The 13,505-nt window shown below is 39.1% G+C and carries 12 protein-coding genes; all 12 read right to left on the bottom strand.

Translation table 11 applies throughout. The features are described 5' to 3' along the window. Position 1: 1 nt before the first annotated feature. On the bottom strand, positions 2-766 hold the full coding sequence (locus tag FD974_RS01650) for a TylF/MycF/NovP-related O-methyltransferase (protein WP_215365202.1): 765 nt from the start codon (positions 764-766) through the stop codon (positions 2-4). Between the two features lie 82 nt (positions 767-848). Next, positions 849-2,012 (bottom strand): hypothetical protein, encoded by a 1,164-nt coding sequence (locus tag FD974_RS01645; protein ID WP_215365200.1) that lies wholly within the window; start codon positions 2,010-2,012, stop codon positions 849-851. Positions 2,013-2,091: 79 nt separating this feature from the next. After that, complete coding sequence (locus tag FD974_RS01640) at positions 2,092-3,114, bottom strand: hypothetical protein (RefSeq protein ID WP_215365198.1); 1,023 nt, start codon at positions 3,112-3,114, stop codon at positions 2,092-2,094. Positions 3,115-3,533: 419 nt separating this feature from the next. Then, a complete protein-coding gene (locus FD974_RS01635) occupies positions 3,534-4,958 on the bottom strand; it encodes a glycosyltransferase (RefSeq protein WP_215365197.1) in 1,425 nt (474 codons plus the stop codon). Positions 4,959-4,965: 7 nt separating this feature from the next. Then, on the bottom strand, positions 4,966-6,645 hold the full coding sequence (locus FD974_RS01630; protein ID WP_215365195.1) for a hypothetical protein: 1,680 nt from the start codon (positions 6,643-6,645) through the stop codon (positions 4,966-4,968). 382 nt (positions 6,646-7,027) lie between these two features. Continuing rightward, positions 7,028-7,498: a hypothetical protein gene (locus FD974_RS01625; protein ID WP_215365193.1), complete on the bottom strand. Its 471-nt coding sequence runs from the start codon at positions 7,496-7,498 to the stop codon at positions 7,028-7,030. A 23-nt stretch (positions 7,499-7,521) separates the two neighbouring features. Then, the gene (locus FD974_RS01620) at positions 7,522-7,692 is read right to left on the bottom strand and encodes a hypothetical protein (protein WP_215365191.1); all 171 of its coding nucleotides are present in this window, start codon (positions 7,690-7,692) and stop codon (positions 7,522-7,524) included. Positions 7,693-8,105: 413 nt separating this feature from the next. Then, a complete protein-coding gene (locus FD974_RS01615) occupies positions 8,106-9,770 on the bottom strand; it encodes a hypothetical protein (protein ID WP_215365189.1) in 1,665 nt (554 codons plus the stop codon). Between the two features lie 85 nt (positions 9,771-9,855). Then, positions 9,856-10,428 carry a hypothetical protein gene (locus FD974_RS01610; protein ID WP_215365187.1) on the bottom strand — a complete coding sequence of 191 codons (573 nt, stop codon included), beginning with the start codon at positions 10,426-10,428 and terminating at the stop codon, positions 9,856-9,858. Between the two features lie 196 nt (positions 10,429-10,624). Next, the gene (locus FD974_RS01605; RefSeq protein ID WP_215365185.1) at positions 10,625-11,431 is read right to left on the bottom strand and encodes a DUF268 domain-containing protein; all 807 of its coding nucleotides are present in this window, start codon (positions 11,429-11,431) and stop codon (positions 10,625-10,627) included. Then, on the bottom strand, positions 11,428-12,171 hold the full coding sequence (locus FD974_RS01600; protein ID WP_215365183.1) for an SDR family NAD(P)-dependent oxidoreductase: 744 nt from the start codon (positions 12,169-12,171) through the stop codon (positions 11,428-11,430). Before FD974_RS01600 ends, FD974_RS01605 begins: the two co-directional genes overlap by 4 nt. Further along, a complete protein-coding gene (locus FD974_RS01595; RefSeq protein ID WP_251374630.1) occupies positions 12,171-13,466 on the bottom strand; it encodes an FAD-binding oxidoreductase in 1,296 nt (431 codons plus the stop codon). The genes FD974_RS01600 and FD974_RS01595 overlap by 1 nt, the downstream gene beginning before the upstream one ends. Positions 13,467-13,505: the final 39 nt, after the last annotated feature.

Genomic DNA, 13,505 nt, shown 5'->3' with positions numbered 1-13,505 from the left:
CCTAGAATCTAATAAATCCACCAGGAGATGTGGTCCACGAAAATTTTTCAATTCTTTTGCCTTGACCGAAATACTCCTCTACAGCCTTAGTTTCACCAGCCCAGGCCGTGATTGCAAATTCATCAAAAACAATAAGGCCTCCCGGAAGCATTAATGGCACTAAATTTTTTAATCCGATGAGAGTAGGCTCATACAAATCACAGTCAAAATGTAGAAGAGAAATTCTTAGTCCAGGATTCTCAGCTACATAACGAGGAACAGTTTCTAAAATGTCGCCCTTCACCAACTCCATCCTTTTGGCTTGTGGCACAAAGGATTCTTGCGAAAAAAGATCCATCATTGAAAGTAATTCGCCCTCAAATCCAACTCCAGCACCCCAACCCCCAGCTACCTTCCCATGTTCAGGGTTGATTGCCCCATCCTCCTCAGTGAAATTCTGTAGCCCCTCAAATGAATCAAACCCAATAACTTTTCTTGATCTATCGCCATGATTGAAGATTTCCAAGAAATGAGCAAATGCAAATAAACTCGCACCCTTAAATACACCAAGCTCCACTATGGAGCCAGGTATATTTTGTATCATTTTATATAGCTCATAATGAGCCAAAAACCTAGTAATATGAATTCTCCTAGTAAAAACAGGAAAATTAACCAATACATCCTCGAATGCAAGGGATTTTGAACTTAGAATTTCGGCCCTTTTTTCTAAAATTCCAACGTCTCTTGTTGTACTTACTCCAATTGACTCATTGCCTATTTCCTTCATGCATTTATCCTTAATTCAAGAGATTTAGATGGTCTTACACCCGCTAATGCCCGATCCCAAGCTCTTGACTGCGCTCTACTCATTACTGGACGCCACTGATTTTTGCGCTACCTTTAATACTCGCCCAGAGTCTTTGGCTCAACAGCACCAATAGCATTAAGAAAAATGCGGCGGCCATTCCACCGGCCGTAGATTTCAGCATGCCTTTTTTCTTGGCAGAGGGTGCGGTGTTCATTTCAAAGCCATTGGTAAAGCGCACATCATTGGCCAGTAGGCTTAATCTTAGGCCATCAACAAATACCAGAGCCCTAGGATCAGCTGAATTTAATGTTGCGCGTAATTTGGCTTCTTGCCCCAATAATTGTTCGGTGAGAGTTATACCGTTATAGTTTGTCATTATGAGGGGTGATGCCATCTTTACCCAAGTGCTCAGCACTATCATTTGAGCCTGCTGCTCCTTCAATCGCTCAAGCGTTTCTTTGCTGTTATTGATATCCGTATTTGCAGCAATGATTTGAGTACTAATGGGCAAATACTTGGCCCCCGAGTCTTTGGGGTCGACTACCTGGCTAATCATTTTTTGCTCGCTTGGGAACCGCTTGGCTAGAATCTCTAAGCTTTTTAGTCGTTCCTGCTGATACCCCAATTCGATTTGGGTCGCGTTAACTTTCTTTTCAATCTCTGCGCCTATGCTGATAAGCTGCGATTCTTGCGCACTTAATAATGACTTGACTGCAAGGTAAGATGCTCCTTGAAGTGCGAAATCTTTTGCCCAAATTACATTTTGGATTGCCTTCTCTTTTGATGGGCCCGCTGCCGATAGCGTAAGACTAGAAATATTCGCGCCAGATGACTCTAGGCCTGCGATTGAGGCCAGCTCCTTCAAATCGGACCTAGTCATTGCGTAACTTGGGACAGCATTTTTTTGCCACCAACTTGAATCGCTCAAAGTTCGGTAAAGAGACTCCTGGCCTTCTGGAACCTTGTTTTCATCAACCATTTGTCCCGCTAAATTTGGCAAAGTCTTTTGAAGAGTTCGCCAAGAAACCAGGTCGGTGCCTTTGTTATTCAGCAATACAAGTTCAGCGTTGTAGCTACCTAAGAAATTCCAATTGGCATAACCAAGAGTTGCGCCAACAAGAACAGCTACAGCGAGTTTTTTCCAAGACTCTTGTACAAAATTGACAATATCCAAGAGGGAGACTTCCCCTTGCTCAGTTTGGATATTTTGATCTTGTGACACCATAATGTGCTTGCCTTTGTCAGCAAAATAATTTCTTAGTTAATTCAAAGGATTATAAGGGATTATGAGCCACTTTGACTCTTCAATGAGCCCTAAATACTTTTTGATTTTCCAGACTTTTACCGACAGAGGGAAACAGGCAGGCCCCAAGGAGGGCAATACAGAAATACAAGATCTCAATAGAGTGCTGAGAGCTAAGCTCCCCTACCGTATAAAGTGCGATTATTGCAAGTGAAAAAATGGTCGGAAAATATTTAAAAGGGCCATTTGCAGTAGCAGATAAAACTAGAATAACGAGCAAGGCGCCTAGGGTAAAAATTAAAGCAGGAATACCAAATGCCAGGGTCAATTCTACCCAAGCACTATGGGAAGAGAGGATATAGTTTCCGCTATTGGGGAACTTGGCGTTTAACAATACGCCAAAGGGTTTACTGAGAATGCCGACACCTAAGGGATTTTCTGGAATAAAGATAGTTACTCCCGCTGTCGCCCAGGAGAACCGCTCATAGGTGTTGCCTGCAACCACCTTACCTAGTGATGAGGGGGGATAACCAAATACTCGTGGATTTTGCCAGTTGGGGTATTTTTCAATTTGCACGGCAACTTTAGTATCGTCAATCATAGATGACCAACCTGGGTTTAATTGAAATTGCTGCCACCCAAACCATCCAATAAAACCCATCAAACTAAGTGCAAATAATCCATTTTTTAATGCTATCTTGAGATGAGATATATTAAGTAATGAAGAGAATATTTTCGTTAAAAAAAACATTGAAGCTAAACTGAAAATCAGCACCCCAAGACCGATACCATTGCGTGTATCAAATATATAGACATAGGAGTACAGGATCAAACAGGATCCAAGCAGCCAAAATAAAAACATGATTATTTTTGCCTTGAGATTTAAGCTTGGTATGCAATCCAGGAGGGTTCCTAAAAGACCAGCAAGTAGGAGCGTTCCAACCAATACACCGCTAATTTTTCCAGGGTAGATAAATTGTTCGTAATTATGATATTTAAGGCTGCCTGCCGAGATCGCCAGTGGAATGTATTGATATAAAAGATATGCAAAGCTTATGAAGATGCCAAGCCATAAGAAGTTCACTGCATTAGGCCTTCTTAATATTGCAAGTCCAGTCCCAAAGCCAACGATAGAGGCTAAAAAGCTTCTCAACCAAGTACTCTTGAGTTCATGAAGCTGAATGTCTGGAAATCTTGATAGAAAGAGGTAATGGAAGATGATCCAGATAAACAACAAGCCTATCAGGGTAATGGGAATGAAATTTTTCAGAGGGATTTTTTGCTGATTGAGATTGAAATACTGGTAACAATAAAAAAGTGATATAGGGGTGCCAACCCCCAAGAGGATATTTCTTAAAGCAATGGTGCCTTTAACAGCCCAAATTCCTAGAAGAATACTGCTAACGAGAATCAGAGTTAAGCCCGCAATGCCCTGTAGCTTAAATCGCTGTCGACTATTAGTGGCTGGGGTTATCATAAGAGAGGGCAGTATGAATGGGTTTATTACTCGGATTTATTTGTGTATGCAGTTGTCTTTTGAAGTAACCACTCAATATCCACGCGCTTTTTAGCAATAAACAATATTTCAAATGCAAAAAGTGAAACCCAGGATCTAGCCAAAAAATATGAAGCCTTATCTAACAACCTAAGAACTAGTGACTGTCCGACCCTATCAATAATCGGGGGACCAAAGCCATGAACCATCTCAACCTCAAATCCACCTTGCAGTAACAATCGCCGAAATGATCCCTTAGTAAAAAGCCTATGGTGAGCTCTATCCAACACACCCTTGCGACCATAATTAAAAAAACCAAAAAACAGCATTAATCTCACTGGAAAATAAGCAACATTTGCACAGCTGACGTATAGCAATCCGTTAGCTTTTAGATGTTTACCAATATTAAGCAAAGCCAATTCGGGAGAGCTCTGATTTTGTAGGGTGTCTAAAGCTACTACTACGTCATATTCATTGGCCACACTATTAGGTGATTGATTAAACCCTAGTTCATGATTCATTGCATCAAATTCAAGAATCTTTAATGCGGTAGGTAAATTGAGGTTCTCAATAAATCCATTGATTGTAGTAACTGCACATTTCTTTGATTGCTTAGATTCCTGACCATACTTAGACAGATCAAAACGCGGGTCAAAAAATAGCTCTGCTTGCATTGCGCGATATTGCAAAACATTCTTCATGCACTGAACTGCATATCGCATACCATTCACATGACATATTTCATCCCCATAAAAAGTAGGGATTGGAACCTCTTTGATCACACCTCCAGCACCTAAGGTCTGGATAATAATTTCTGCATCAAAGTCAAAATCATTGCTATTACAAGAAAATGGAACACGCTTAAGAAGACTGGTTCGATACGAGCGATAACCACTATGCCACTCAGATAATGAGCCCTTCATAAAATAATTCTGAAGGCCACTAAGAACTCTATTTCCAATAAATTTGTACAGGGGCATACCGCCCTTCAGTGCACCACCTGCATTAATAAACCGACTACCGAATACTGCATCCGCACCATTTACGTACTCACTCAATAAATGGGGAAGTGCCTCTGGGGCATACTGTCCATCTCCATGGAGAAGCACAACAATGTCGAAGTTTTGCTTAATTGCATAGTTATATCCAATTTTTTGATTGCCACCATAGCCCTGATTAAATGGCGTCTTAAAGACTCTTAATGGCGCAAAGTTTGTGGGCCAATTAATTTGAGAGGCGATTAAGGCGGTATCATCTTTAGAGCTGTCATCAATCAAATATATCTCTACCAGCTCCTCGGAAACCCACGAAGGAATGCGATTTAAGACGCTTGCAATATGCTTGGAGGCATTGTATGCCACGATAAATACCGCAACACGATTTGCCTCCAATACCTCGCGAGCGGCCCTATCAATGTGTGAATGCGTGTTCATGGCCCTATTATCGCAAATCAATGATTGAAATACCGTCAGATTCATACATTGCTTTGCCGCTTAGTCGCATGTTCTCTAAATTCTCCTGGAAATCAAAAGATAAGGTAGCCTCACTACGTATCCAAGGATGGGTTTCTGGGCTTAGGCGCTCCCCATATTGCGTTTTTCCAAAATTTGCCTGTGATTGATAGTCCCAAACAATATAGCTAACACCATGAGAAAGCAAATAACTCCTGAGGGCCTCTGGGCCCTTACCAATTGGCATTCCTGGGGGCGGACTAGCTGCACCAGGATAATCGGCCACAAGCACATTAGGGCTAATTTTTAATAAAAATGGATAGGCGACTCGGAGCAAAACATTGCCATCTTGGGGTATTGCCTTAGAAGCTGCGCGATACCTATCTTGATCCACCATAGAAATGGGATTCTGGTTATACCAAGCACGCTTGATTTCGGCCACAAGTGAAGATGAGTGCATCACCTGATCCTGTGCGCCGCGAACTAAGAAAAATATACAAATCCCATAAATGACAATTGCCATTGCTTTCTTCTGAATAAGAAAAGAAGATGCGATTATCGAAATGATAAGGGACGCCAAGCCCACGAAATAAACATATCGATAGGCCCCATACCCACCAATAGCATAGCCAACAATTAAACAATTTAGGATTGAGGAAAACAAAGGTAATGCGGCGAAGATAATTAAACGAGACTGGTATCTACTGCGATATAACTGAAGCAATAAGAACAGCAGTAATAGGATTGAAATACTAAATACTGACTTTCCTAGCGGCGAAAATACCGCAGCAATATTCGAATAAATGGTTCTTCTAGAGAAAAAATTCTCAGTTGCCCCATGAAAGTACCCATACTGTGCAGCATGAAAACCCTTACCTAGAAGCGGGTAGAAAAAGGACCCTGAAGATTGGAATAAATCAATCATCCAGGGCAATAGCATTAGAGTACTGCCCAATAAAAAACTTGAGAAAAATAATGCAAACTGTTTCCATGAGGCTATTAAGGTACATTTGAGATAAACAAGAATTAATAGAGCGCTTATTGCTGCATATGGCGTGAGAGTACTTTTTAAAGTAAGCAGGGATGCAAGCATCGCCCCAAGGACTAAGCCACCTTTAACACCGAGAGATGAATTGGGATTTTGCGCATCGATTAGACCTAATAGCCAAGCCCAAATTGCAAAAACTATTGCCATTGGCATCACATTCGAGGTGATATTGGCAGCAGGAATCGAAAATAAAACCAAGCCTATCACTAGACAAGACTTGACTAAAAATTCAGTTTTAAATGATGCTCGAATTCGAATAAATGTAATTGAATATACAAAAACTAGCATTCCCAAAGCCCAGTCGATGGCATGTAGAAAATACCATTTCATCTGCACCAAACCAACCGCCAACAGAAAAGAATTTCCAGCCAATCCAGAAATCAAACGTCTTTCAGAAAATGGATCTATTCCTAGGGTGCCAAGCTGAAGTAATTTACTCGGGAAGAAAAGATACGCATGATAATCATCATGAATATTGAAATTGAGATTGCCAACAGAACTCAGGTATGACCATATGACTGACAAAATTGCCAAAAGTAGAACAATAGGAAATAAAAGTCCCTGTTCTTTTAGACGCTCATAAAGCGCTTCAGAAATTACTGGAACGTTTCTAATTCCCAAAAAAGAAAAAGCTAAGGCCCCCGACAAAACAATTAGATTAATTAGGGCCGCGGAAAGTAAGCCGGCTAAATTAAGGTAACCACCGCACAGAAGAATCCCCACTAAACCCAAAACTGGGTAAAGAGCGTAGCTGTAGTTATTCGCATTAAAAAGTTTAGATATCAGGCGCCCAAAAATGAAGAGTGTCTCAAAGATTAAAAGCCCCCACACTAAGGCAGCTAGATAGGGTTGACTCCATAATCCAAGAAAATCAGCACTAAGAAAAAAAAATAGGGTAAGGGGTAGCGGAATCGCAATTAGGATTGCAATCCGAATCAACCGTATCTTAATAAATTTATTAATGGCTTATATCCATAGAACTAAACGAGCTTAATTTACTTAATCAACTCTTATCCGGCATTTCAAGAATTTTTTCGCGCATCTGATAAAACTTCACTTTATAGCTTGGATTGCTATTGCGAGACTCTATGATTCCAATGGCAGTATCGATAAACATTTTTGCCTTACCTTTATTTGCTGCACCGACCTCTTCATTCGCCAAGAGGTAGAGAGTCTCTGGATTAGATATGAGGCTAACTAACATAAGCTTGGTAGAGGTTTTATTGAGAGAAGTATCAATTCCTTTTGTTGCATCTTTTATTGAGGATGCTAGCGGCATAACAATGACAAAATAGATTGCTAGAAAAATGACAGCCGCTTTAGTTAAAAAACTTTTAATGTCCATTGACTTACTCCCAATTGACTTCTGTTGTGAAGGCTGTTTATCAGAATTAAAACTAGCCCTCAGCGCGCTAAGAAAGCGATAAGCAAAGAGCTTTTTATATGGTATTCGATTTAATGTCACATTATTCATAAAAATTATCAGCTCATTATAGATTAGCCCCAGCGAGCCAATAAAGCAGAGCCGAGAAATAATACCCCAGCCAATAATGCCGCATCAATCATGACAAGAAAGAATCTCAGTCTATAAATATGTCCAAATTGACGATATCGATTTACCAAACACAAACCAATTCCTAATGGCAATGTCACAACAATATTTGCCAAGAGTGCCAAAGCTATCAAAATAACTGAACTGCCACGCCTTCTTGAGAATTGGGCAAGCCCTATAAGAAGAATTGCACATAAACTAGAAAATTTAAAAAAAGAGGTGCCGGTTGCAAATGAAATTGACGACGCAATAACGACTAAAAAAATGAGAGAGTTTTGCAATCTCCTTGGTTTCAGTAAAAGAAATTTAGTCAGATAGCAGAGTAATAGTACCAATAGAGAAAATCTTAGTCCATTGACAATTGGAGCCTCGCCCCCCCCAGAAATTAAAAGCTTTTAATACCAGTGGATAAAAATAGAAATTACCTGATGAGAGATTTAAATACAACACATTCCACTGAATAATTGGCGCAAAGCAAAAAATGGCCGTTAAACTTGCAGCAATCAAAAATGCAATGATTGATGGGTAATTATTTTTGCTCATTAAATAAACGATATATCAACCACATTAAAAATCCGTAAAGGAATGCGCCCACCAATGCTATATAAACAAGATACTTAGCCTGATACGACAGAGCGACAACTTTGGGTGGGGCTCTAAAAACCGAAGAATAATCATCTTCATAAATTTTATGAAATCCATCACTCTCAAGCTTCTTTTGGCCTAAGAATTTTTCAGACTTCCTTAATACAATCGCATTCACATTCTTCAAATTACTATAATCTTCAGAATTCAGGGCTTGCGCATACTTTGACTGGGCATCCGCTCTGGCAGCATTGTAAGAAATCACATTTTGGTGCATATGAAAAAGAGGGTCTAAAAACCCAACCCTACCGGATGGATGATCAAAATTTCCATTACCGGGAATTACCATTAAAAAATCATCAGGCTTGATAAAGCCGAGCAATTTTTTCTCATAATTTAAGTCCAGCACAAAGGTTGATGAAGGTGCAAATTGACTATTTTTCCCAAAAATTACACTTCCACTCAATATGGGAGAAATATTAATTGTCGCAACCAATAACAAGGCTAGCAAGATTAAATTGCGCCCAACCCTCCTATACCAAGACCATGAATCAACTAAACATATAAGAAGAATAATTTGAATGAGCGGGCCAAATTTATTATCTGGGGTTCTAATGGACTGAAAGCCGGGAATATTATCAACTAGCCAAACAAAAATGCCTCCTAAAGGAGGCTGTGATCCAACTGCAAAAAAAATAAAGCAGGCAAGAAGGACCAGTATGCGATAACTTTTTGTCTTAATTAAATAAAAAACTGATGTGCCGTTTACTAAAAAAAGTGCAATCTGATAGCTCGGCAATTGATAATAAGAAGTAAAACCGCCAATTAGCCTATCACTCCAGCCGGTATAAATTCCCCAATTTGAATAGCCAATAAATTGATAGAAATATCCACCTGCAATATTCTCATAACCCCTATTTAGCACGAAGTTACCTACTTCATCAATTCCTGTATCAAGACTAATATTTTGAAATCTTGTAATAAGTAAAAACAATCCCGCAGAAATAGCTATGCCAACTAATACAAAAATATTATGTTTACTAACAACACTTTTTATTTTTTCTGAATAAATTATTGCAAGATAAAGACCAACGGGGATAACTAAGGAGCCTATTATGATTGCAGTTTGCAGCATCAGGGCAGATAAATACACCCCCCTCTGTGAAAATATTGAATTTGAATTTTTTTTATACCAATAAAAATGGAAGGCAAACAAATAAAGGCAGCCTTGAAACATTAAGTTGTAAAAGATGCCGGAATTCATGAGCATCTGACCCAATAAATTAAATTGGAGTAAAAAAATGACTAAAAATATAAAAAGGTAATCAGTCCATTTTGTTGATAAGCTTTTTTTCCAACAGAGAAGTGCTTTAGTAATTAAATAGGTAAAGACGAAGAGCGGCGCTATTTTGACAACAAAAGATTGTACGAAAGCCCATTGACTCCCAACAATATTCGAGATTAATACGTTTGGAAGAAGCCCTATTAGAGCAAGAGAAGAGAGTCTACCTGTACTCTCGAAGATATAGAGTGTGCGCCAGCTGTAGAAATCAAAAGGATAATCGTGATCAAGAAAAAAGGAGTTTGCCCAATCTGTTGGGCCCGGCATAAAAACTAGCAAAAAAATGGTGAGGGTAACTAGCCCCGGAAAGCATCTTCGAAGTAGTTTATTTTCGTTTTGTGTAAACAAGATGCTAATGTATAACCAAGTATTTTTTAATAAAAGAGTAAATCTGCATCCTGAATGATAAAGGCACCTTCATCATCAGATTGAAGTAGTTGTCTCTTAATATAGAAAGAACCTCTTGTGAAAAAGACTTAAATTTTCTGGAGCTTCCAATAACTGGGATCTGATTCTCAATCGCCCATTTATATCCCGATCTTATCCACAAACTTTTTTCAACCATGTTTACATTACTTAAGATTGAAGTTTTTACGGCATAGAATCCGCCATCTTTTCGTGATCTATTGCTACCATTAACCTCAAAATCCCAGGGGGACTCCCCTTTTTTTAGAAGACCCAATAGATATCTTCTATTCCAAATTCCGCATAGGGTCACCCTGTATGGAGTTTCGGGCCTAATATCAGCAAGATATCTTCCTGCCGAGTTTTCACCTTTAATGGCATTAGTGCACTTAACGTGATTAACCTTCACCCCAGAATCAATAAGTTTGGAAACCTCATCAAGCACTGATTCATTAACTGGAGCATTTAAATAAAGATCCTCAAGAGTAATTAGCAGATATTCAGAATCAATTTGATTCAAAATTTTTCTAAAACTGGACTCCCACCCCAAATCTTCCCCCGAATGAAGGACCGAAATTTCTCGCCCATAAACATTTTTTGGATACAACTCATTGCAACCAAAAAATACTTTTCCTTTTATCGAATAGAATTTTTGAAACTGATAAAAAAAACCATCCCATAGATCGCTATACCGATCACAAGAGAGAATTAGGGTATCAATTTGCACTTTTTATAAAGTGGAATAAACCACATCCATAGTAAAGAGTTGATGACTCCTCTAGCGATGCATTTTGATTTAATTTTTCCTCATCATCAATGTAGGAAAACTCAAGCAAAGAACATTTATCAAAATAGTTGGAAAAATTCTTTGCATCAAATACCCTTTGCGCATTAAATTCTAGCCTTTCGATGCCAACAGGTACTGATATATATATATTCGCTCCTGGCGCAGTAACCCTTTGAATTTCATTGATAGCTTTAATGTGCGCAATTGGGTCAACTGGGTCGCCATAGCGTCCTAGACCAAAATGCTCTAGTGCATGTAATGATGAAATAGATTTCAAAGAGTCAGTTTGAATATTTTTCATATCGGTGCAATCAGTCTGAATAAAGTTCAGACCATTCAACCGAATATCCAAAGGCCTAATATCAAGCATCGTCACCTTAGTAAAAGATAAACAATGTGCAATAAAACCGTCTAAGCGACTACCAATATCAAAATGGACGTCTGCCTTCGATTCATTAACCTTCCTGGCAGCCCATAGATCCTGCAAGAAATAATGTGTTGGCATAACGCCAGCCTCATCATTTGCATCAGTAAAAATTGGGTAGGATGAAAAAAGAGATAGCTTAAATGCATCTGCCTGAGCTAGGGACGCGTACTTTTTCCAATCTTGACAATACTTAAATCCACCCTTAAGAATATTCCCATTGAAAATATTTTTAAGTTGCAGAAGAAAGGGTAGAAAAGCTAAAGCCCATACACCACACCTTTTGGATACTATATATGCTCTGCTTTTCATATGTTTAATCGATTGAATATTGACTCTGGTATAACGCGCAAGATTGCCATAATAATCTTCCATTTTACTGGACAGTAAATGATCTTTTTTCTCGAGCCAATACCATCAATAATAATAGCAGCAACATCATCTACATTTGATAAGGCGATGTTACCACCCACCAAATGTGAAGTCATTGCTGTTTTCGTAGGCCCAGGTTTTATAAGGCTCACGAAAATATTTTTTCTAAAGAGACGATGTCTTAAACCCTCACAATATCTCTCAAGAGCACCTTTAGCGCACCCATAGATATAGTTTGACTTCCTTCCTCTATCACCAGCAACCGAGCCAATAATTCCAAGAGACCCGTGTCCCTGTTTTAACATTAAGCCCACCACAGATTCAGAAAATAAAATAGGCGATAGCAGATTTACCGCTATTGAGTCTCTCGCCACTTCTAAGTCAATCTCACATTGCTTTTGATCAGGAAGCACACCCTGTGCTATCAGCGCAATATTTACCGGATTTCTCGCGAAAATCTCGGTAATAAATAAATAGATAGCTTTTGGATCTAAGAAATCTAAGCTAGATACAGAAAATTGTGAATTTGGGTATTGTATTGTTAAGTCGTTTGCTACAAGTCTGCCCAACTCTTCATTTCGCACTGCGAGAATAAAATGATAATTATCACGACTCGCCCAAATCTTGCAGCATGCTTTAGCAATTCCTGAAGTGCCACCCACTATAAGTATTGATTTCATTACAACCCCAAACGAACAGACTGCAATGAGGAGAATTTATTGATTGCGTGATATTTTTCACGCACCGATTGAAATACAGGCCACTCTGGATAGGAATCCTTAAACATCTTCTCACTCATTCGCGAATCTTTAGTCAAATAAACTCTCCCACCATACGCACCCACCAATATATCAAGCCGCTCTAGGAATTGATACAAGCCTGGGTCGATTTTGAAATCCAAAGCTAGTGTATAGCCTTGCAGGGGGAAAGATAGGTAATTCGAATTTTTTGGTCCAAATTTTTTTAAGACCGCAAGAAAAGATCCGCGACCACTTTCGGAAATTTCCCGAAGAATGTCGCGCAATCCCTCCATTCCAACCTCTTCAGGCAAGACAAATTGGTATTGTAAAAACCCTTCTTTTCCATACATTACATTCCACCCCTTGATTGCATCAAGAGGATAGAAAAATTTACGTAAAGGGACTAAAATTTCGCACTTACTCAACTTCTGCTTAAGATAGTAGCAAGAGTTAAATGCCCTAAGTACCGATCCATTGAGCAGCCCTTTTGGTGCCCAATGCGGAAATTCATACTGAGTAAATTGGTTTTCATCTAAGCCCCCTGCCTCTGAGTGCTCGCCCACCATCAATATTGATCTCCCCAAATGACTTCCTTTGGCAAAGCAGTCAACCCATGCAACCACATATTTTGCGTTTGCATACAGCTCAAAAGCATGCATCGTTTGAGATAGATTGGTGGTGGCAATTTTTCTTTCAAGAATAAAGTTAGACTGAATTGGAATTAGCTGAATTTTTGCCTTAAGGATTACTCCCGTTAAACCCATACCCCCACACGTTGCCTTAAATAATTCAGGATAACTGCTTGGACCAACAGTTATAACCTCCCCATTACCCAATAATAGGTCAAACTCAATAATAAAATTGGAAAAGGTTCCATCGATATGGTGATTTTTTCCATGTACATCGGAGGCAATCGCACCGCCAACTGTAATAAATTGAGTGCCTGGAGTTACAGGTAAAAACCAACCTTTCGAAATAAATATATTGTTTAATTCAAAAAGTGAAACACCTGATTCACACTCTAAAATACCAGTCTCATCATCAAAATGAATAAGTAAATTATTATTTTCTAGGCATATTACATTCTGAGCTAGGCTGCTATCTCCATAACTCCTTCCTAGTCCTCTTGGTATGGCCGATGAAAGCTTCTCTAAATTTATGGGGCCAAGGGAATTTGGGGGCGAGCTTATGGATGCATCTACCCATATATTTCGGCCCCAACCTGAAATCAGCACAGTATTCCTTTTGTTAAATTTGAATGCATAAAAATTTTG

This window comes from Polynucleobacter sp. es-EL-1, assembly GCF_018687975.1.
Lineage (GTDB): Bacteria > Pseudomonadota > Gammaproteobacteria > Burkholderiales > Burkholderiaceae > Polynucleobacter.
Note: the sequence above shows the minus strand (reverse complement) of the source record. Positions and strands in the feature narration are given on the sequence as shown.